Raw genomic sequence first — 21,149 nt, 5'->3', positions numbered from 1 at the left:
GGCTCAGGCCCGACGACGCCCACCGCCGGCACGCGGCGGATCAGGCCGAGCGGATCGCCACCACGTCGGCGAAGGCCTCCAGCGCGGCACGCACCGAACCCTGCGGCAGCACCGCCAGCAGCTGCTTGGCCTCCTGCGCCCGGGCGACCACGTAGGCCTGGGCCTCGTCCATCGCCGGGTGCTTGCGGAGCAGCTCGAGGGCCTCGGCGTGGGCCTCGGCGTCGGCGGCCAGGTCGGTCCTCTGCGGGTCGAGCAGCTCCAGCAGCCGGGCGTCGGCGGGGTCGGTGGAGGCGCGCGCGATCAGCACCGGCAGCGTCGGCACGCCCTCGCGCAGGTCGGTGCCCGGGGTCTTGCCGGACTCCTCGCTCTCCGAGGCGATGTCGAGGATGTCGTCGGAGAGCTGGAAGGCGGTGCCGACGAGCTCGCCGTACTCGGTCAGCGCGGTGACCACCTCCGGCTCCGCGCCGGAGAACAGCGCGCCGTAGTGGGCCGACGTCGCGATCAGCGAGCCGGTCTTGCCGGCGACCACCTCGAGGTAGTGCGCCAGCGCGTCCTCGTCGGGCCCCGGCTCGACGGTCTCCAGGATCTGGCCCTCCACCAGGCGGGTGAAGGTCTCGGCCTGGATTCGCACCGCGTCGGGCCCGAGCCGCGAGGTCAGCTCCGAGGACTTGGCGAACAGGAAGTCGCCGGTCAGGATCGCGACCAGGTTGTCCCACCGCGAGTTCGCCGAGTCCGCGCCGCGGCGCAGGTCGGCCTCGTCCATCACGTCGTCGTGGTAGAGCGAGCCCACGTGGGTGATCTCCACGACGCTGGCCGCCGTCAGCACCTCCTCGGCGTCCGGGCGGGGGCCCGCCTCGGCGGCCAGCAGCACCAGCAGCGGCCGGAACCGCTTGCCGCCCGCGGCCAGCAGGTGCCGGGCCGCCTCGGTGACGAACGGCGCCCGGCTGGTCGCGTGCTCGAACAGCGCCGTCTCCACCTCCGCGAGCCGCTCGCGCAGGCGCTTCGCCAGGTCGGCGTCGTCGATGGGCAGCGCCAGCTCGGCCGTGGCCTCGGGCGCCGGTCGGTCCTGAACAGGAGGGGTCACCTGATGAAGTCTCCCGTACCCACCACGAGGTCGAGCACCGGCCCCGGTACGACGCCCAGCAGGAGCGTCGCCAGCAGGCACACCCCGACGGTGACCGTGGTGAACGGCGAGGCGATCACGACCGCGCCCTCCTCGTGCGGCTCGGCGTCGCTGAAGAACATCAGGCGCACGTAGCGGACGTAGAAGAACACCGCGATGATGCTCGACGCGATCGCCACCAGCACCACGGGCCAGGCGCCGGCCGACATCGCCGAGGTGAAGACGGCCCACTTGCCGATGAACCCGGCCGTGAGCGGGATCCCGGCCATCGACAGCAGGAAGAACGCGAAGGCGCCCGCCACCAGCGGCGACCGCTTGCCCAGGCCGGCCCAGTGGCCGAAGCCGGTGGCCTCGCCCCCGGCGTCGCGGACCAGGGTCACGATCGCGAACGCGCCGACCATCGAGAAGCCGTACGCGGTCAGGTAGAACAGCACGCCGTCCAGCGCGGAGTACTGGCCCTCGGCCAGCAACCCGGCGCTCTGCGCACCCAGCACACCGGTGAGGATGAAGCCGCTGTGCGCCACCGAGGAGTAGGCGAGCATCCGCTTCACGTCGGTCTGCGGGATCGCCAGCATCGCGCCGACCACCATGCTGAGGATGGCGACCACCCACAGCATCGGCTGCCAGCTCCAGCGCTCGCCGTCGAAGGCCACGTAGAGCAGCCGGGCCATCGCGCCGAAGGCGGCGATCTTGGTGCCGGCCGCCATGAAGGCCGTCACCGCGGTCGGGGCGCCCTGGTAGACGTCCGGGGTCCAGGAGTGGAACGGCACCGCGCCCACCTTGAACAGCAGGCCCACCGACAGCAGCGCGATGCCGGCCAGCAGCAGGCCCTCGTTGGCGGCCCCCGCGCGGATGGCGGCGTTGATCCCGGCGAAGTCCATCGCGCCCGAGTACCCGTAGACCAGCGCGGCGCCGTAGAGGAAGAAGCCGGAGGAGAACGCGCCGAGCAGGAAGTACTTCATCGCGGCCTCCTGGCTGAGCAGGCGGCGGCGGCGCGCCAGCCCGCAGAGCAGGTAGAGCGGCAGCGAGAGCACCTCGAGCGCCACGAACATCACCAGCAGGTCGCCCGAGGCCGGGAAGAGCAACATGCCGCCGGTCGCGAAGAGCATCAGCGGGTAGACCTCGGTGTGCTCGAGGCCCTTCGTGGAGGCCTCGCGCTCGGCCTCGGTGCCCGGCAGGGCCGCCGCCTGGCCGGCGAAGCCGGAGACACCGCCCTCCAGCCGGCGCTCGGAGAACAGCAGCGCGCCGGCGATGGCGAAGACGAGGACCAGACCCCACAGGTAGACCGTCGGGCCGTCGACGATCACGCTGCCCTCGGCTCCGACCAGGCCCTTGGCCGCCTGACCCGCGGCGCCCTCGTGCCCGTCCAGGCCGCGGCCGACCACGACGGTGACGACCAGCGCGCCGACCAGTCCGCCGAGCGTGACGACCAGCTGCGCGGCCCGGCGGACCCCGCGGGGCAGGAACGCCTCGACCAGCACGCCGAGGCAGGCGGCGCCGAACACCACGAGCAGCGGCATCAGCTCGGCGTACTCCAGGGTGGGCTTGGTGAACTCCATCAGTGCGCCTCCTCCACGCCGTCACCGGCTGGTTCCACCTGGACCACGGTCGGTTGGTCGTCGCTCACGCCGATCTGCGAGAACAGGTCGGCGACCATCGGGTCGGCGACGTCGAGCATCGGGGCCGGGTAGAACCCGAGCAGCACGAGGGCCAGCACCAGCGGCGCGACCGCCCCGACCTCGCGCACGCCCAGGTCCGACACGTCGTCGAACCGGTCGGGCGTCGGCCCGGTGAAGGACCGCTGGTAGAGCCAGAGGACGTAGACCGCGGCGAGCACGATCGCGGTCACCGCGACCAGGCCGACCCACCAGTGGTAGTCGAACGCCGCCAGCAGGACCATGAACTCCGAGACGAACGGGCTCAGGCCGGGCAGTCCCAGCGTGGCCAGACCGGCGACCAGGAACAGGCCCGCGAGCACCGGCGCGACCTTCTCCAGCCCGCCCATGCCGCTGATCAGCGTGGTGCCGCTGCGCTTGATCGCGTAGCCGGCGGTCAGGAAGAGCACCGCGGTGCCCAGGCCGTGGTTGACCATGTAGAGGATCGCTCCGGTGCCGCCCTGGCTGGTGAAGGCGAAGATGCCCAGCGTGATCAGGCCGAAGTGGCTCAGCGAGGTGAGGCCGACCAGGCGCAGGACGTCGTCCTGGCCGATCGCCAGCAGGGCGCCGTACACGATCGAGATCAGCGCGAGGGTGATCACCACGGGGGTGGCCCACTCCGAGGCCTCGGGGAAGATCCCCAGGCAGAAGCGGAGCATGCCGAAGGTGCCGATCTTGTCGAGGACGCAGACCAGCAGCACCGAGGTGCCGGGGGTCGCCTTCTCAGTGGTGTCGGCCAGCCAGGTGTGCACCGGGAACAGCGGCGCCTTCACCGCGAACGCCACGAAGAAGCCGACGAAGAGCCAGCGCCCGACATCGGTCGGGATGTCCAGCTGCTCCAGGTCGCCGAGCAGGTACGACGGCGTGCCGGCCTGCGCGGAGACCACGTAGAGCCCGACCACCGACGCCAGCAGCACCAGGCCGCCCGCGAGCTGGAAGATCAGGAACTTCAGCGCCGCGCTGCCGCGACCGGGGCGACCGAACCCGCCGACCAGGAAGTAGGCGGGGATCAGGGTCGCCTCGAAGACCACGTAGAACAGGAAGACGTCCGTGGCGCAGAAGACCGCCAGCGCCAGCGCCTCGAGGGCCAGCGCCCAGGCGACGTACGCCTTGGGACCCGCGGTGCCGTCGGCGCTGGCGTCGTGCCACTCCGCGACCAGCACGATCGGCACCAGCAGCACGGTGAGCAGCACCATCAGCAGGCCCAGGCCGTCGACGCCGAGCGCGTAGTGCACCCCGAACGCCGAGATCCAGTCGTGGGTCTCGGTGAACTGCCGGCCGCCGTCGGCCTCGTACCCGATCGCGACCGCGGCGCCGAGCCCGAGGGTGATCAGGGAGACCACGAGGCCGAGCTGCCGCGCCAGTGCCGCGGGGGCGAGCGCCACCACGACGGCGCCGACCAGCGGCAGCCAGACCAGCACCGAGAGGATGGGGAAGTCGTTCACCAGTTCACCGCCACCAGGGTCAGCACGAGGAGCAGGGCTCCGACGAGCACGGACAGGGCGTAGGAGCGGACGTAGCCGGTCTGCAGGCGGCGTAGGCCGATGCCGACGCCGGTGACCACGGTCCCCCCGCCGCCGAAGGCTCCGTCGACCAGCGTGTGGTCGGCGGCGACCGCGGTGTCCACGGTCCGCATCACGGGCGTCACCACCAGCGTGTCGTTGATGGCGTCGCCGTACAGGTCGGCGCGGGCGGCGCGGGTGACGAACGAGACCTCCTGCGGGGCTTCGCGCGGCACCGCCTGGCGGCCGAAGAACCACCAGGCCGTGAGGACGCCGACGGCCACCACGGCCACCGCGATGCCGGAGATCGCCAGCGCCGGGAGCGGCGGTTCCTCGTGCGCGGCGTGGCCGACCACCGGGCTGAGGAAGTCCACGATCCAGTCGCCGAGCAGCATCAGCCCGCCGAGGACCGAGAGGGCCGCGAGCACCATCAGCGGGATCGTCATCACCGCGGGGCTCTCGTGCGGGTGGACGCCGTCGGACCAGCGCTTCTCGCCGAAGAAGGTCATCAGCATCAGCCGGGTCATGTAGAAGCCGGTGATGCCGGCGCCGAGCAGCGCGCAGGTCCCGGCGACCCAGTTCTCGGTGAGCGCGACCTCGATGATCTTGTCCTTGGACCAGAAGCCGGAGAAGCCCGGGAAGCCGATGATCGCCAGGTAGCCCATGGCGAAGGTGAGGAAGGTGATCGGCATCGCCTTGCGCAGGGCTCCGTAGTGGCGCATGTCGACGTCGTCGTCCATGCCGTGCATCACGGAGCCGGCGCCGAGGAACATGTTCGCCTTGAAGAAGCCGTGGGTGAGCAGGTGGAAGATCGCGAACGCGTAGCCGGCCACGCCGAGCCCGGCGCCGAGCATCATGTAGCCGATCTGGCTCATCGTGGAGCCGGCCAGCGTCTTCTTGATGTCGTCCTTGGCGCAGCCGAGGATCGCTCCCCAGAGCAGGGTGACCGTGGCGACGATGACCACCACCGTCTGTGCGGTGGGCGCCAGCTCGAAGATGAAGTTGGACCGGACGACCAGGTAGACGCCGGCGGTGACCATGGTCGCGGCGTGGATCAGCGCCGAGACCGGCGTCGGGCCCTCCATCGCGTCGAGCAGCCACGCCTGGAGCGGCACCTGGGCGGACTTGCCGCAGGCCCCGATCAGCAGCAGCACGCCGATCCAGTTCAGGGTCGACTCCTCGGCGCCGGGCGCCAGCTCGCTGATGGTGGTGAAGCTGACGCTGCCGAAGGTGACGAACATCAGGAAGATGCCGAGGCTCATGCCCATGTCGCCGACCCGGTTCATCACGAAGGCCTTCTTGGCGGCCGCCGCGGCGGTCGGCTTGTGCTGCCAGAAACCGATCAGCAGGTACGACGCCAGGCCGACGCCCTCCCAGCCGAGGAAGAGCCCGACGTAGTTCTCGGCCAGCACCAGCATCAGCATCGCGGCCATGAACAGGTTCAGGTACGCGAAGAACCGGCGCCGGCGCGGGTCGTGGGCCATGTACCCGTTGGAGTACAGGAAGATCAGCGACCCGACGCCGGTGATCAGCAGCAGGAACAGCGAGGAGAGCGGGTCGTAGAGCAGGTCCATCCCGACGTCGAGGTCGCCGGCGGAGAACCAGGTGTAGAGGTGCTGGGAGATCTGCCGGTCGTCCTCGGCGCGGCCGAGGAGCTGGATGAAGAGCACCAGGCTGATCGCGAACGAGCCGAACGCGGTGGCGGTGCCGAGCAGGTGGCCCCAGGCGTCGGTCAGCCTCCCGCCGAGCAGCAGGATCGCTGCGCCGGCGAGCGGCAGGGCGATGACCACCCAGAGCAGGCTGAACGCCCCGGAGGCGTCGACAGGCGCGACCACCGGTGCGTGGGTCTCGGCGGCGCTAGCCAGTGACACGAGTGCAGACATCGGCGTCCCCTCAGAACTTCAGCAGGCTGGCGTCGTCGACCGAGGCCGAGCGGCGGGTGCGGAAGATGGTCATGATGATCGCGAGACCGACCACCACCTCGGCGGCGGCGACCACCATCACGAAGAACGCCGCGATCTGGCCGTCGAGGTTCCCGTTCTGGTGTGCGAACGCGACGAACGCGAGGTTGCAGGAGTTGAGCATCAGCTCCACGCACATGAAGACCACGATCGCGTTGCGTCGGGTCAGCACGCCGATCGCGCCGATGGTGAACAGGATCGCCGAGAGGACGATGTACTCGCTCATGCCTGCACGTCCTCTTCGCTGGAGGCGGTGACCCCGCCCTTGCCCGATTGCCCGGCGCCGGTCGCTTCGCTCCCCGCCTGCTTCGCATCCGGCATCGACGACGGGTCGGCCCCGAGCTGTTCGGACATCTCCTCGACGTCGTCGGCCATGACGCCCTGCATCGTGCCGCGGGCCGCGAGCACGCGGGAGACCGAGAGCGACGCGGCGGTGCCGTCGGGCAGCAGCGCCGGCGTGTCCACCGCGTTGTGCCGGGCGTAGACGCCGGGGGCGGGCAGCGGGCCCAGCGGCTTGCCGGTCGCGGTGAAGTCCCGCATCCGCTGCGCGGCCAGTTCCGCCTGGCCCACCTTCGGGGTGAGCCGCTCGCGGTGGGCCAGGACCATGGCGCCGACCGCGGCGGTGATCAGCAGCGCGCTGGTCACCTCGAACGCGAAGACGTAGCGGGAGAAGAGCAGGTTGGCCAGGGCCTGCACGTTGCCCTCGCCGTTGGCCTCGTCCAGGCCGACGGCGGTGCCGAAGGCGAGCTGGCTCAGCCCGATCAGCAGCACCACCGCGAACGCGCCGCCGATCACCCAGGCCAGCAGCCGCTGCCCGGGGATCGTCTCCACCAGGGAGTCCGACGCGTCGACGCCGACCAGCATCAGCACGAACAGGAAGAGCATCAGGATCGCGCCGGTGTAGACGATGATCTGCACGGCGAACAGGAAGGGCGCGTCGAGCCCGGCGTAGAGCACGGCCAGGGAGATCATCACGACGGCCAGCAGCATCGCCGCGTGCACCGCCTTGTGCACGAACAGCACGCCGAGCGCGGCCAGCACCATGATCGGTGCCAGGACCCAGAACGCGACCATCACTCATCCCCTCCCGAGACGCGCGGAGTCTCTCCGGTGGCGGTGAACTCGCCGCGGTAGTAGTCACCCTCGTCGTCGCCGAGCCGCATCGGGTGCGGCGGTTGCTCCATGCCGGGCAGCAGCGGGGCGAGCAGGTCGGACTTCTCGTAGATCAGGCTCTCCCGGCTGGTGTCCGCGAGCTCGTACTCGTTGGTCATGGTCAGCGCACGGGTCGGGCAGGCCTCGATGCAGAGCCCGCAGAGGATGCAGCGCAGGTAGTTGATCTGGTAGACGCGGCCGTACCGCTCCCCCGGTGAGAACCGCTGCGAGTTCCCGTCCTCGTCGGGCAGGTCGCTGTTGGACGCTCCCTCGACGTAGATGGCGTCGGCGGGGCAGGCCCAGGCGCAGAGCTCGCAGCCCACGCACTTCTCCAGCCCGTCGGGCCAGCGGTTGAGCTGGTGGCGGCCGTGGAACCGCGGTGCGGTGGGGAACTTCTCGTACGGGTACTGCTCGGTGACGACCTTGCGGAACATCGTCCGGAAGGTGACGCCGAACCCGGCCACCGGGTCCCAGAACTGCTCCTTGAGCGTGGGCCGGTCGGACTTCTTCTCGGGCTTGTCGCGGTCAGCCATTGCGCACCTCGGAGACGGTCACATCGGGGGCGGACGGGAAGACCAGGTCGGCGGCGGCGCCGCGCACCGGGCCGCCGTCCGGGATCGGCGGCGTCGGGAAGGCGCCGGGGCGCGCCCCGGGCTCCTCGTCCTCCACCGCCTCCGTCCTGCCCTCCGGCACGAAGTAGAGGGCCAGGAAGATCACCAGCAGGATGCCGGCGGCGATCATCACGGTCTGCCGGTCGAAGGCGAGGTCGTTGCGGGCGGCCCGCAGCGTGGCCACCGCCACGATCCAGACCAGCGAGATCGGGATCAGCCGCTTCCAGCCGAAGTGCATGAACTGGTCGTAGCGCAGGCGGGGCAGGGTGCCGCGCAGCCAGATGAAGATGAAGACGAAGAAGAGCACCTTGCCGAAGAACCAGATCACCGGCACGTAGCCCTCGTTGGCGCCCTCCCAGACCCGGTCGATCCAGAAGGGGGCGTGCCAGCCGCCGAGGAAGAGGGTGGTCGCCAGCGCCGAGACGGTCGCCATGTTGATGTACTCGGCCAGGAAGAACATCGCGAACTTCATGCTCGAGTACTCGGTGTGGAAGCCGCCGACCAGCTCGCCCTCGGCCTCCGGCAGGTCGAACGGCGCCCGGTTGGTCTCACCGACCATCGCGATCATGTAGATCACGAACGACGGCGCCAGGATCAGCCCGAACCAGAAGTCGTCCTGGGCGGCCACGATCTCGCTGGTCGACATCGACCCGGCGTACATGAAGACCGCGACCAGGGCCAGGCCCATCGCGACCTCGTAGGAGATCATCTGGGCGCTCGAGCGCAGGCCGCCGAGCAGCGAGTACGTCGACCCGCTGGACCAGCCGGCGAGGACGATCCCGTAGATCCCGATCGAGGCGATCGCCATCACGAACAGCACCGCGACCGGCATGTCGGTCAGCTGCAGCGGCGTGGTCTCGCCGAACAGGTTCACCTCGGGCCCGAACGGGATCACGCTGAAGGTGACGAACGCGGGGATCACGATGATCAGCGGGGCGAGCAGGAAGACCACGCGATCGGCGGCCTTCGGGATCAGCTCCTCCTTGAACATCAGCTTCGCGCCGTCGGCCAGCGACTGGAGCAGGCCGAAGGGACCGTTGACGTTCGGTCCGATCCGGTGCTGCATCCGCGCCACCACGCGGCGCTCGTACCAGATGTTGAAGAGCGTCAGCAGCACCAGCACCAGGAAGACCAGCACCGCCTTGATGACGACGATCCACCACGGGTCCTGCCCGAAGGCGTCCAGCGGGCTCATCGGCCACCTCCCTCGATCGTGACCCGGCTCCCGGGTGAGGCGAGGTCGGCGAGGACGCCGGCCCCGAACGAGTTGGCCGGCACCCAGACCACGCCCTCGACGAGGTCGGGGCAGGGCTCGGCCGGCAGCGTCACCGAGCCGCGGTCACCGGTGAGGGTGACGGTCGGCCCGTGCGCGTCGTACAGGTCGGGCGGGAGCAGCGCGACCACGGGCCGTGCGGTGGCCCGCAGGTACTTGTCGCCGTCGAGCATCGCGGCGTTGTCGATCGACTGCTTCCAGGTGGCCAGGCGCAGGCCGTCGGCCACCGCGTCGCCCTCGGTGCCACCCACGGCCGGGTCGACCGTGCCGTCGCCCTCCCACGGGCCGACGGCCGCCAGCTCGGCGCGCACCTCCTCGACGGTGCGGAAGCCCAGCGGCGCGCCGAGCTCGGCCGCGATCCCGGACAGCGCCCGCAGCTCGGGCAGCGAGGCCGGGTTCTGCAGTGCGGCCTCGAAGGGCCGGACCCGGCCCTCCCAGTTGACGAAGGTGCCGGCCTTGTCCGTGACCGGGGCGACCGGGAAGACCACGTCCGCCTGGTCGGTCACCTCGGAGTCGCGCAGGTCGAAGGCGACCACGAAGCCGGCGGCCGCGATCGCGTCGCGGGTCGCCTGCGGATCCGGGGTGTCGTCGGGGTCCACTCCGGCGATCACCAGGCCGCCGAGGTCGCCGGTGACCAGCGCCTCCACGATCGCGTCGGCGTCCCGCCCGGGCTCCTCGGGCAGCGTCTCCACGCCCCAGGCCGCGGCCAGGTCGACCCGGGCCTCGTCGACCGTCACCGGGCGCCCGCCCGGCAGCAGGATCGGCAGGCAACCGGCCTCAACCGCGCCCCGGTCACCGGCGCGGCGCGGCACCCAGGCCAGCCGCGCGCCGGCAGCCTCGGCGACCTCGAGGGCCTTGCCCAGCGCCCCCGGTACGACGGCCAGCCGCTCGCCCACCAGCACGACGGTGTCGCCGTCCAGCTCATCGGCCAGGTCGGCGATCGCGGCGGTCTCGTCACCGGGCGCCGTGAGCACCACGCGCGCCGAGAGCTTGGCCAGCCCGCGGGTGGTGAACGGGGAGACCGCGACCACCTCGGTGCCGCCGGCCAGGACCGACTTGCGCAGGCGGAGGAAGATCGTGCCGGCCTCGTCCTCCGGCTCGAGCCCGATGAGGACGACCTTGCTCGCCGACTCCAGGTCCGCGTAGCTGACCCCGCCGTCGCCCGGACCGGACAGCGCCACGTGCTGGGCCAGGAAGGCGGCCTCCTCGGCCGAGTGCGGCCGGGCACGGAAGTCGATGTCGTTGGTGCCCAGCGCGACCCGGGCGAACTTGCTGTAGGCGTAGGCGTCCTCGACGGTCAGCCGACCGCCGGTGAGCACCCCGACGCCGCCGGCCTCGCGCGCCGCGGCGAGGCCGCGGGCCGCCACGGTGAAGGCCTCGGGCCAGGAGGCGGGCCGCAGGCTGCCGTCGTCGTCGCGGACCTGCGGGTAGGTGAGGCGGTCCGCCTCGTGGGCGTAGGCGAAGCCGAACCGGTCCTTGTCGGTGATCCACTCCTCGTTGACGTCCGGATCGTCGCCGGCCATCCGGCGCATCACCTTGCCACGGCGGTGGTCGACCCGGATCGCCGCGCCGCAGGCGTCGTGCTCGGCGACGCCGGGGCTGGAGACCAGGTCGAACGGGCGGGACCGGAACCGGTACTCCTCGGAGGTGAGGGCGCCGACCGGGCAGATCTGGATCACGTTGCCGGAGAAGTAGGAGAGGAACGGCGCGTCCTCGGCGATGCCGATCTGCTGCTGGGCGCCGCGCTCGACCAGCGCGATGAACGGGTCGCCGGCGATCTCCGCGGCGAACCGGGTGCAGCGCTGGCAGACGATGCAGCGCTCCCGGTCCAGCAGCACGGTCGGGGAGAGATTGATCGGCTTGGGGAAGGTCCGCTTGGTGCCGTGGTTGCGGGCGTCGGAGAAGCGGGACTCCCCCTGCCCGTTCGACATCGCCTGGTTCTGCAGCGGGCACTCACCGCCCTTGTCGCAGACCGGGCAGTCGAGCGGGTGGTTGATCAGCAGCAGCTCCATCACGCCCTGCTGGGCCTTGTCCGCGACCGCGCTGGTGAGCTGCGTGCTCACCACCATGCCCTCGGCCACCGGCAGCGTGCAGGAGGCTTGCGGCTTGGGGAAGCCACGGCCGTTGCCCGCGTCCGGCACGTCGACAAGGCACTGCCGGCACGCGCCGACCGGGGCCAGCAGCGGGTGGTCGCAGAACCGCGGGACCTGGATCCCGGCCTGTTCCGCGGCGCGGATCACCAGGGTGTCCTTGGGGACGTTCACCTCGACGCCGTCGATCGTGACGGTGACCAGGTCCGCCCGCTCGGGGCTCTTCCCCGGGGTCGCGGCTGGGCTCTTCCCACCGCTCGCTTGCTCGCTCATGCCCGCACCTCCTGGCTGGCGAAGACGGTGGACCGGGCGGGGTCGAACGGGCACCCGCCCTCACTCAGGTGGGCCAGGTACTCGTCCCGGAAGTACTGGATGGAGCTCGACACCGGGCTGGTCGCCCCGTCGCCGAGCGCGCAGAACGAGCGGCCCAGGATGTTGTCGCACTGGTCGAGCAGCTGGTCCAGGTCGGCCTCGCTGCCCTCACCGTGCTCCAGCCGGGTCAGCGCCTGCACCAGCCACCAGGTGCCCTCGCGGCACGGGGTGCACTTGCCGCAGGACTCGTGCTTGTAGAACTCCGTCCAGCGCAGCACGGCGCGGACCACGCAGACGGTGTCGTCGAAGATCTGCAGCGCGCGGGTGCCGAGCATCGACCCCGCGGCGCCGACGCCTTCGAAGTCCAGCGGTACGTCGAGGTGCTCCGCGGTGAGCAGCGGCGTCGAGGAGCCGCCCGGCGTCCAGAACTTCAGCTGGTGTCCCTCGCGGACCCCGCCGGCCAGGTCGAGCAGCTCGCGCAGCGTGATCCCCAGCGGCGCCTCGTACTGGCCGGGCCTGGTGACGTGCCCGGAGAGGGAGAAGATCCCGTGGCCCTTGGACTTCTCGGTGCCCATCGAGGCGAACCAGTCGGCGCCCTTGGTGACGATGGCCGGCACCGAGGCGATGGACTCGACGTTGTTGATCACCGTCGGGCTGGCGTAGAGACCGGCCACCGCCGGGAACGGCGGGCGCAGCCGCGGCTGGCCGCGGCGGCCCTCGAGGCCCTCGAGCAGCGCGGTCTCCTCGCCGCAGATGTAGGCACCGGCGCCCGCGTGCACCACGATGTCGAGGTCGTACCCGGAGCCGTGGATGTCCTTGCCGAGGTGGCCGGCGGCGTACGCCTCGGCGACCGCGGCCTGGACCCGGCGGATCGGCTGCAGCACCTCGCCGCGGATGTAGATGAACGCCTTGTTGGCCCGGATCGCGTAGGAGGAGACGATCACGCCCTCCACCAGCACGTGCGGGTTGCCCATCATCAGCGGGATGTCCTTGCAGGTCCCCGGCTCCGACTCGTCGGCGTTGACCACGAGGTACTTCGGCTTGGGGTTGTCCTGCGGGATGAAGGACCACTTCATCCCGGTCGGGAAGCCGGCGCCGCCGCGGCCGCGCAGGCCCGAGTCCTTGACCGCCGCGATCACGTCGTCGGGCGCCATCCCGAACGCGACGTCGAGCGAGGCGTAGCCGCCCTTGGCGGCGTACGCGTCGAGCGTCCAGCCGCGCTCGACGTCCCACATCTCGGTGAGCACCGGGGTCAATGTGTCAGTCACGGAGTGTCCTCTCCCGGTGGTTGAGGTGCGAGCGGAGCGAGCCTCGAAGCTCAGTCATCGTCGGCCTCCTTGCGCTCGGTCGCGCTCGCCGCGCCGGTGGACTCCTCGACCGTCTCGCTCTCGGCCCGGGCGGTGTCGGCGTGGGCGACCGCGCCCTCCTTGTCCTGCGGCGTCCTGTCCTCCGATACGCCCCCGAGCGTCGCTGGCGCGGGAGGCTCCGGCGCGGTCCAGCCGTTCTCTCGCGCCATCCTCAGGCCGACCAGGCTGGCCGGGCCCGCGCCCGGCCCCTCGTCGACCCGGTCGTCGGGGAAGCCGGCGAGCACCCGCTCCGCCTCGCGCCAGGTGCACAGCCGCGGCCCGCGGGTCGAGCGCACGGGGTGTCCGGCCCGCAGCGCCTCGACGGTCTGCACCGCCGACTCCGGGGTCTGGTTGTCCAGGAACTCCCAGTTGACCATCATCACCGGGGCGTAGTCGCAGGCGGCGTTGCACTCGAGGTGCTCCAGGCTGACCGTGCGCTGGTCGCCCTGGCGCCGCGGGGCGACCTCGTCGTTGCCGATCCCGAGGTGCTCCTTGAGCCGCTCGAAGATCGCGTCGCCGCCCATCACCGCGCACAGGGTGTTGGTGCAGACGCCGACGTGGAAGTCGCCGACCTCGTGGCGCTTGTACATCGTGTAGAAGGTGGCCACGCCGTGCACCTCGGCGGCGCTGATGCCGAGGACCTCCGCGCAGGCCTCGACACCCTCCGGGGTGACCTTGCCCTGTGCGGACTGCACCAGGTGCAGCATCGGCAGCAGACCCGAGCGCGGCTCGGGGTAGCGGCCGGCGATCTCGCGCAGCTCGGCGAGCGTGGTCTCGGTGATCGCCTTCGGGGCCGCGCTCGCGCTGGCCCCCTTCGACGGCCCGTCGGAGAACGTGCTGCTCATCGGTCGACGCCTCCCATCACCGGGTCGATGCTGGCGATGGCGACGATGACGTCGGCGATCATGCCGCCCTCGCTCATCACGCCCATCGCCTGCAGGTTGTGGAACGAGGGGTCGCGGAAGTGGGCCCGGAACGGGCGGGTGCCGCCGTCGGAGACCACGTGCGCGCCCAGCTCGCCGCGCGGCCCCTCGATCGGCACGTACGCCTGGCCGGCCGGCACCCGGAAGCCCTCGGTGACCAGCTTGAAGTGGTGGATCAGGGCCTCCATCGACTCGCCCATGATGTGGCGGATGTGGTCGAGGCTGTTGCCCATGCCGTCGCTGCCGATGGCGAGCTGGCTGGGCCACGCGATCTTCTTGTCGGCCACCATCACCGGCTCGCCCTCCATCTTGCCCAGCCGGTCGGCGGCCTGCTCGACGATCCGCAGGGACTCCCACATCTCGTTGAGGCGGAGCCGGAACCGGCCGTAGGCGTCGGCGGTGTCCCAGGTCTGCACGTCGAAGTCGTAGGTCTCGTAGCCGCAGTAGGGCTGGGTCTTGCGCAGGTCCCACGGGTAGCCGGTGGCGCGCAGCACGGGACCGGTCATGCCCAGCGCCATGCAGCTCTCCAGGTCGAGGTGACCCACGCCCTCGAGGCGACCCTTGAAGATCGGGTTGGCGTTGCAGAAGGCGGCGTACTCCGGGAGCCGCTTCTTCATCAGCGCGATGAAGGCGCGGATCTCGTCCAGCGCGCCCGGCGGCAGGTCCTGGGCGACGCCCCCCGGCCGGATGAAGGCGTGGTTCATCCGCAGCCCGGTGATCAGCTCGAAGAGGTCGAGCACCAGCTCGCGCTCGCGGAAGCCGATGGTCATCACGGTGAGCGCACCGATCTCCATGCCGCCGGTGGCGATGCAGACCAGGTGCGAGGAGATCCGGTTCAGCTCCATCAGGAGCACCCGCATCACCGAGGCCTTCTCGGGGATCTCGTCCTCGATGTCGAGCAGCCGCTCCACCCCGAGGACGTAGGTCATCTCGTTGAAGAACGGGCTGAGGTAGTCCATCCGGGTGCAGTACGTGACGCCCTGCACCCAGGAGCGGTACTCCATGTTCTTCTCGATGCCGGTGTGCAGGTAGCCGATGCCGCACCGGGCCTCGGTCACCGTCTCGCCCTCGATCTCGAGGATCAGGCGCAGCACGCCGTGCGTCGAGGGGTGCTGCGGGCCCATGTTGACCACGATCCGCTCGACGGCCTCGCCCTCGGCGAGCCCGGCCGCGATCTCGTCCCAGTCCTGGCCGCTGACGGTGAAGACCGGGCCGTCGCCGGTCTCGGTGCTGCCGGCGTAGGCGTCGCCGCCGCGCTGGCCCGTGCGCTGCTCCGCGCCCTGATCACTGTGGGTGGTCATCAGTTGTACGACCTCCTCTGGTCCGGCGGCGGCACCGAGCCGCCCTTGTACTCCACCGGGATGCCGCCCAGCGGGTAGTCCTTGCGCTGGGGGTGGCCGGGCCAGTCGTCGGGCATCAGGATCCGCGTCAGCGCGGGATGTCCGGTGAAGACCAGGCCGAACATGTCGTAGGTCTCCCGCTCGTGCCAGTCGGCCGCCGGGTAGATGCCGACCAGCGACGGCACCTGCGGGTCCGCGTCCGGCGCCGAGACCTCAACCCGGATCCGCCGGTTGTAGGTCATCGAGCCCAGGTGGTAGACGGCGTGCAGCTCGCGCCCCTCGTCCTCGGGGTAGTGCACGCCGCTGACGCCGCTGAAGAACTCGAAGCGCAGCGTCACGTCGTCGCGCAGCAGCCCGGCCACCTCGAGCAGGTTGTCCCGGTGCACGTGGAAGGTGATCTCGCCGCGGTGGATCACCACGCGCTCGATCAGGGGGTCGAGCCGGTCGGCGACCTCGTCGAACCAGCCGCCGTAGGGCCGCTCCGCGGAGCCGGGCATCAGGACGGGGCGGACCAGGCCGCCGTAGCCGCTGGTGTCGCCGGTGCCGGCCGCACCGAACATGCCGCGGCGGGTGCCGACGGCGCGCTCCTCGTGCCCGGCCTCCTCGGAGAGCTCGGCGGCCAGCTCGGTGTCCGCGGTCGTCTCGGGGGTCTGCTCCGGCGGACCGTCGGGCTTCTCGTCGGTCATCGCAGCAGGCCCTTCATGTCGCTGGTCGGCAGCGCGGCGAGGCGCTCGGCCTCGAGCTCGCGGATCTGCGCCTCACGGTTGGCGCCGAGCGGGGTGTGCCGCACCTGCTCGCGGAGCTTCATGATCGCGTCGATCAGCATCTCGGGCCGCGGTGGACAGCCGGGCAGGTAGATGTCGACCGGAACCACGTGGTCGACGCCCTGGACGACCGCGTAGTTGTTGAACATCCCGCCGCTGCTGGCGCACACGCCCATCGCCAGCACCCACTTGGGCTCGGGCATCTGGTCGTAGATCTGGCGCAGGACCGGTGCCATCTTCTGGCTCACCCGGCCGGCGACGATCATCAGGTCGGCCTGCCGGGGGCTGGCCCGGAACACCTCCATCCCGAACCGACCGAGGTCGTACTTCGGTCCGCCGGAGGTCATCATCTCGATCGCGCAGCAGGCCAGGCCGAACGTCGCGGGCCAGAAGCTGGCCCGGCGCATGTAGCCGGCCAGCCCCTCGACCGTGGACAGCAGGACCCCGCTGGGGAGCTTCTCCTCGACACCCATTCCAGATCTCCCCTCAGTCCCAGTCGAGGCCGCCACGCCTCCACACATAGGCGTAGGCAACGAAGACGGTGCCGATGAACACGACCATCTCGACCAGCCCGAACCACGACATGGCGTCGAAGTGGACCGCCCAGGGGTAGAGGAAGATGATCTCGATGTCGAAGACGATGAAGAGCATCGCGGTGATGTAGTACTTCACCGGGAACCGGCCCGAGAGCGCCTGGGGCGTGGGCTCGATGCCGCACTCGTAGGAGTCGTACTTCGCGCGGTTGTACCGCTTCGGTCCGATCAGCGCGCTCATCGCCACCGAGACGACCGCGAATCCCGCGGCGAGAGCGGCAAGCACCAGCACCGGGGTGTAGAGCTCCATCACCATTCCCTTCCCAAGCGGTCGGGCGGCCCGTCGTCGGACCACCCGATCGGGCAGTGGTTCCCGCCTCCGGCGACCCCGTTCGTGACATTGTGAACGGAATCACTAGTGGCGTGCCCCACATACTGCCACTCCTTCGCCGCGGGCGCACTGGGACTGTCACGGCGTGTTCACGGCGGCCTGACCTGCAGATTTCCACCACTGTCGCGTAGCGAAAATGCGAGACGCCCCGGTCCGAGGGGACCGGGGCGTCTCGCTGAGGCGGACGTGTGTCGTCAGGCGGTGGCGCGGTGCAGGGCGACGATGCCGCCCGAGAGGTTGCGCCACTCCGGCGCGGTCCAGCCGGCCTCGGCGATCAGGTCGGCCAGGCCCGCCTGGTCCGGCCACGCCCGGATCGACTCGGCCAGGTAGACGTAGGCGTCCGGCGCCGAGGAGATGGCGGTCGCGATCGCCGGGAGCGCCTTCATCAGGTACTCCAGGTAGACGGTGCGCCACGGGGACCAGGTCGGGTGGCTGAACTCGCACACCACCAGCCGGCCACCCGGACGAGTCACCCGCCGCATCTCGGCGAGGCCGGCGACCGGGTCGACGATGTTGCGCAGCCCGAAGGAGATGGTCACCGCGTCGAAGGAGTCGTCGCGGAACGGCAGCCTGGTGCCGTCGCCGGCCGTGAACGGCAGGTGCGGCAGCCGCTCCTTGCCGACCTGGAGCATGCCGACCGAGAAGTCGCACGGAACCACCTCGGCACCGGCGTCCAGGAAGGGCTGGCTGGAGGTGCCGGTGCCGGCGGCCAGGTCGAGCACGCGGTCGCCGTACGAGGGGTCGACGGCCTCGAGCACCTCGCGGCGCCAGCGGCGGTCCTGCCCGAAGGAGAGCACGTCGTTGGTCAGGTCATAGCGCCGAGCGACGGTGTCGAACATGCGACGGACGTCGGCGGGCTGCTTGTCGAGCTCTGCGCGGGCCACCGGGGCAGGTTAGTCCGTCAGGCGCCGCTGCCGGCGACCAGGTCGTCGAGCGCGGCCGACGCGTCCTCCGGCGCCATGCCGTACGTGGAGACGTCGTAGGTCACGCCGTCGACGCTCGTGCGGCACTCCACCTGGTAGGTCGCCGACTCCTCGCCGGTCGCGGAGTAGCCGGACCGGCTGAGCACGGCGCAGTGGTGGCCGTCGATCTCCCGGAGCTGGTAGTTCGCGGCCTGGTAGGGGCCGTTGGTCATCAGCAGGCCCGCCTCGCCCGGGACGACGGTCGCCGTGACCTGCGCGATGGAGCCGCCGCTGAGCGCCTCCTGCAGCGCCGAGGCGTCGACGTACATGCGCACGGCGGCGGCGCCGTACTGCTCGGCGAGGGCGTCCGCGGCCTCGGCGTCGTTCTCGTCGGCACCCGCCGCCACCTGCTCGAAGTTCGCCCGGGCGTCGGCGTCGGTGAACCCGACGGCCTCGGGGTCGATGGTCGCCACCGCCTGCAGGCCGCCCACCTCGTCGGGAAGGGTCGGCAGCGCGACCACGGGGTCGGCCGCCACCTTCGGCAGGCCGACACCGAACCCGACGATTCCGGCAAGGACGAGGGCGCCGGTCGCGATGCCGGCGGCGGAGGAGCGTGCGGAAGACATCCCGCCATGATGCAGGTCGGCCTCCGGCGCGTCGGCACCAGGGTCGGGCCGTCAGCCCAGGTCGGCCCCGTCGGCCAGCCGCACGTACTCCAGGCCGGACTCGCCGAGCAGCCGGGTGAAGTGGGCGTCGGCCACCCCCAGGCCGGCCTCGGAGTAGATCCGGTCGTGGATCGCCACGTTCCGCGGCGCCCCCACCGACCGGGCGAAGTCGATGCCCTCGCTGACCTTCATCCAGGGCGCGCAGACCGGCGCGAGCAGCACGTCGACCGGCTCGCCAGGACCGGTCAGCGCGTCGCCGGGGTGGTAGACCCGGGTGCCGCCGACATCCAGCACGTAGCCGCTGTTGTGGAACCGGGGCAGGTCGGGGTGGATCACCGCGTGCAGCTCGCCGACCGCCGTGACCGCGATGCCGGCGGCCTCGAACCGTTGCCCGGGCTGCACCACGTGCACCCGCTCGTGCACGTCCGGCGCCTCCTCGCCGATCGCGGCGGCCACGGCGCCGATCGTGTAGATCGGGGCGTCGGTGGCGCGCAGCTGCTCGATCGAGTAGTGGTCGGCGTGGACGTGGGTGATCAGCACCGCGTCGGCGCCGGCGGCGGCGCCCGGATCGGTGAAGACCCCCGGATCCAGCACCAGGGTGGTGTCGCCGTCGGAGATCCGGACGCAGGCGTGGCCGAGCTTCGTCAACCGCATGCTGCCGACACTAGCGCCGCCGCGCGCTCCGATCACCCCGTCAGCCGGAGGGAGGCTCATCCGGTCAGGTGGTGCACGAAGCACCACCGCCACGACTCCCCCGGCTCCACCGAGCGCATCACCGGGTGCGCGGTCTCCCGGAAGTGCGCGGTGGCGTGCCGGTTCGGCGAGGAGTCGCAGCAGCCGACCTCCCCGCACTCCAGGCACATCCGCAGCGCCACCCAGCGCGAGCCGATCGCGACGCAGGCGGCGCACACCAGGCCCTCGCCCTCCGGGACGTCCGGTGCCGGCAGCACCTCGGCCTGCTCCAGGTGCGCGCACTGCTCGCCGACCTGCCGCTCCAGCGCCCCGGCCTCGACCCCGGCCCGGTCGGCCTCGGCGAGGTCCAGCATCGACTCCTCCACGTCCAGCAGCGCCAGCACCTCGCTCACCACCTCGGAGGCGACGCGGCCGTCGCTGCGGATCTCCAGCACCCGGCGCCGCTCGGCGGCGATCATCTCGGTCCGCAGCCGGTTGTACGACGCGCTCGGGCTCTCCTCGCCCGGAGTGGTGCCCAGCCGCTCCCAGGCGGCGAAGTTGCGCTGCTCGACCCGGTCCACCAGCGTGGCGCGGACGCCGTACGGGTCGTCCTCGGAGTCCGGATCGCTCCCGGTGAGCTCCATCAGCCGGATCTTCCCGGCCTTGGCCGCCTGCTGGAGCAGCGTCGCGCGGGCCAGCGCGTCCTCCATCGGGTCCGGCCCCGGGACCTTCAGCCGGCGCGCCAGCCAGGGCAGCGTCGACCCCTGCCCGAAGAGCGTCCCGGCGACCACGGTGAACGCGATCACCAGCACCAGCTCGCGGTAGGGGGTGTCCTCGGGGACCACGAACGCGGCGGCCAGCGTGACCACGCCGCGCATGCCCGCCCAGCCGATCAGCAGGGTGTGGCGCCACGTCGACGCGGTGCCGCCGACGTTGCGCTCCAGCAGGAAGCGGGTCGAGAACACCCAGACCAGCCGCAGCAGCACCACCGCCGCCAGCGTGACCAGGCTCGCGCCGGCGACCATCGCCCCGCTCAGCTCGCTGGCCCGGACCTCCTCCACCATCCAGTCGGCCTGCAGGCCGATCAGCAGGAAGACGGTGTTCTCCAGGACGTAGGCGATGGTGCGCCAGTTGGTGCGCTCGGCCAGCCGTGAGCGGGCCGTCTGCAGCACGGGCGCCTGGTGCCCCAGCAGCAGGCCCGCGATCACCACGGCGACGACGCCCGAGGCGTGGATCTCCTCGGCCACCAGGTACGACGCGAACGGCACGACCAGCGAGATCGCGGTGTCCAGCAGCGGGTCGCTCAGGCGCTTGCGGACGAACGCGACCACGAGGAACGTCAGCGCGCCCACCGCGACGCCGCCGCCGGCCGCGACCACGAAGTCCACGCCGACCTCGAGGGCCGTGACCGTCGTACCGAGGGCGGCGACGGCGGTGCGCAGCGCGACCAGCGCGGTCGCGTCGTTGAGCAGCGACTCGCCCTCCAGGATCGTCACCACCCGGCGGGGCAGCCCGATCCGCCGGCCGATCGCGGTGGCGGCGACCGCGTCCGGCGGCGCCACCACCGCACCGATCGCGAACGCCAGCGGCCAGCCCATGTCCGGCACCACCGCGTGCACGACCAGCGCGACGCCGGCGGTGGTGAACACGATCAGGCCCACCGAGAGCAGCAGGATCGGGCGGCGGTTGGCGTTGAAGTCGACCAGCGAGGTGGTCAGCGCGGCCGAGTAGAGCAGCGGCGGCAGCAGGCCCAGCAGCACGATCTCCGGCTCCAGCCGCACCTCGGGGAGACCGGGCACGTACGACGCGGCGACACCCGCCACGATCAGCGTCAGCGGCGCCGGGACCCGGTAGCGCTCCGAGACCGCGGTGACCGTGAGCACGGTGACCGCGATGGCCACCAGCAGCAGGGCGATCTCCATGCGCCCATCCTG

19 protein-coding genes are annotated in these 21,149 nt (G+C 71.3%); all 19 read right to left on the bottom strand.

From position 1 onward, the window contains the following. Nucleotides 1–40: 40 nt before the first annotated feature. A complete protein-coding gene (locus E8D34_RS02000) occupies nt 41–1,084 on the bottom strand; it encodes a polyprenyl synthetase family protein (protein ID WP_136592871.1) in 1,044 nt (347 codons plus the stop codon). Next, nucleotides 1,081–2,682, bottom strand: a complete 1,602-nt coding sequence (gene nuoN, locus E8D34_RS01995; protein WP_136592870.1) for an NADH-quinone oxidoreductase subunit NuoN — start codon at nt 2,680–2,682, stop codon at nt 1,081–1,083. The genes E8D34_RS02000 and nuoN overlap by 4 nt, the downstream gene beginning before the upstream one ends. Next, on the bottom strand, nt 2,682–4,223 hold the full coding sequence (locus tag E8D34_RS01990) for an NADH-quinone oxidoreductase subunit M (RefSeq protein ID WP_136592869.1): 1,542 nt from the start codon (nt 4,221–4,223) through the stop codon (nt 2,682–2,684). Before E8D34_RS01990 ends, nuoN begins: the two co-directional genes overlap by 1 nt. Beyond that, entirely contained in the window at nt 4,220–6,163 is a 1,944-nt protein-coding gene (gene nuoL, locus E8D34_RS01985; RefSeq protein ID WP_136592868.1) for an NADH-quinone oxidoreductase subunit L, read from the bottom strand. Before nuoL ends, E8D34_RS01990 begins: the two co-directional genes overlap by 4 nt. Before the next feature lie 10 nt (nt 6,164–6,173). Then, on the bottom strand, nt 6,174–6,467 hold the full coding sequence (gene nuoK, locus E8D34_RS01980) for an NADH-quinone oxidoreductase subunit NuoK (protein ID WP_136592867.1): 294 nt from the start codon (nt 6,465–6,467) through the stop codon (nt 6,174–6,176). Then, nucleotides 6,464–7,315: an NADH-quinone oxidoreductase subunit J gene (locus tag E8D34_RS01975; RefSeq protein ID WP_136592866.1), complete on the bottom strand. Its 852-nt coding sequence runs from the start codon at nt 7,313–7,315 to the stop codon at nt 6,464–6,466. The genes nuoK and E8D34_RS01975 overlap by 4 nt, the downstream gene beginning before the upstream one ends. Continuing rightward, nucleotides 7,315–7,926: an NADH-quinone oxidoreductase subunit NuoI gene (gene nuoI / locus E8D34_RS01970; RefSeq protein ID WP_136592865.1), complete on the bottom strand. Its 612-nt coding sequence runs from the start codon at nt 7,924–7,926 to the stop codon at nt 7,315–7,317. The genes E8D34_RS01975 and nuoI overlap by 1 nt, the downstream gene beginning before the upstream one ends. Then, nucleotides 7,919–9,199, bottom strand: coding sequence for an NADH-quinone oxidoreductase subunit NuoH (gene nuoH / locus E8D34_RS01965; protein ID WP_136592864.1), 1,281 nt, complete (start codon nt 9,197–9,199; stop codon nt 7,919–7,921). The genes nuoI and nuoH overlap by 8 nt, the downstream gene beginning before the upstream one ends. Then, entirely contained in the window at nt 9,196–11,640 is a 2,445-nt protein-coding gene (locus E8D34_RS01960) for an NADH-quinone oxidoreductase subunit G (RefSeq protein ID WP_136592863.1), read from the bottom strand. Before E8D34_RS01960 ends, nuoH begins: the two co-directional genes overlap by 4 nt. Continuing rightward, complete coding sequence (gene nuoF, locus E8D34_RS01955; RefSeq protein WP_168929297.1) at nt 11,637–12,947, bottom strand: NADH-quinone oxidoreductase subunit NuoF; 1,311 nt, start codon at nt 12,945–12,947, stop codon at nt 11,637–11,639. Before nuoF ends, E8D34_RS01960 begins: the two co-directional genes overlap by 4 nt. Before the next feature lie 50 nt (nt 12,948–12,997). After that, complete coding sequence (gene nuoE / locus E8D34_RS01950) at nt 12,998–13,870, bottom strand: NADH-quinone oxidoreductase subunit NuoE (RefSeq protein WP_136592862.1); 873 nt, start codon at nt 13,868–13,870, stop codon at nt 12,998–13,000. Continuing rightward, entirely contained in the window at nt 13,867–15,249 is a 1,383-nt protein-coding gene (locus E8D34_RS01945) for an NADH-quinone oxidoreductase subunit D (protein WP_136592861.1), read from the bottom strand. The genes nuoE and E8D34_RS01945 overlap by 4 nt, the downstream gene beginning before the upstream one ends. Next, on the bottom strand, nt 15,249–15,974 hold the full coding sequence (locus E8D34_RS01940; RefSeq protein ID WP_136592860.1) for an NADH-quinone oxidoreductase subunit C: 726 nt from the start codon (nt 15,972–15,974) through the stop codon (nt 15,249–15,251). Before E8D34_RS01940 ends, E8D34_RS01945 begins: the two co-directional genes overlap by 1 nt. Continuing rightward, the gene (locus E8D34_RS01935) at nt 15,971–16,525 is read right to left on the bottom strand and encodes an NADH-quinone oxidoreductase subunit B (protein ID WP_136592859.1); all 555 of its coding nucleotides are present in this window, start codon (nt 16,523–16,525) and stop codon (nt 15,971–15,973) included. The genes E8D34_RS01940 and E8D34_RS01935 overlap by 4 nt, the downstream gene beginning before the upstream one ends. Before the next feature lie 13 nt (nt 16,526–16,538). Continuing rightward, nucleotides 16,539–16,895, bottom strand: coding sequence for an NADH-quinone oxidoreductase subunit A (locus E8D34_RS01930; RefSeq protein ID WP_136592858.1), 357 nt, complete (start codon nt 16,893–16,895; stop codon nt 16,539–16,541). A 275-nt stretch (nt 16,896–17,170) separates the two neighbouring features. Next, nucleotides 17,171–17,860, bottom strand: coding sequence for a demethylmenaquinone methyltransferase (locus E8D34_RS01925; RefSeq protein ID WP_136592857.1), 690 nt, complete (start codon nt 17,858–17,860; stop codon nt 17,171–17,173). 17 nt (nt 17,861–17,877) lie between these two features. Next, nucleotides 17,878–18,504, bottom strand: a complete 627-nt coding sequence (locus tag E8D34_RS01920; protein ID WP_136592856.1) for a hypothetical protein — start codon at nt 18,502–18,504, stop codon at nt 17,878–17,880. A 51-nt stretch (nt 18,505–18,555) separates the two neighbouring features. Beyond that, nucleotides 18,556–19,197, bottom strand: a complete 642-nt coding sequence (locus E8D34_RS01915) for an MBL fold metallo-hydrolase (RefSeq protein WP_136592855.1) — start codon at nt 19,195–19,197, stop codon at nt 18,556–18,558. Between the two features lie 56 nt (nt 19,198–19,253). After that, nucleotides 19,254–21,137: a Na+/H+ antiporter gene (locus E8D34_RS01910; RefSeq protein ID WP_136592854.1), complete on the bottom strand. Its 1,884-nt coding sequence runs from the start codon at nt 21,135–21,137 to the stop codon at nt 19,254–19,256. Nucleotides 21,138–21,149: the final 12 nt, after the last annotated feature.

The organism is Nocardioides sp. GY 10113 (assembly GCF_004919105.1).
Lineage (GTDB): Bacteria > Actinomycetota > Actinomycetes > Propionibacteriales > Nocardioidaceae > Nocardioides.
The sequence above is the reverse complement of the archived record's forward strand: the minus strand, read 5'-3'. Positions and strand labels throughout refer to the sequence as shown.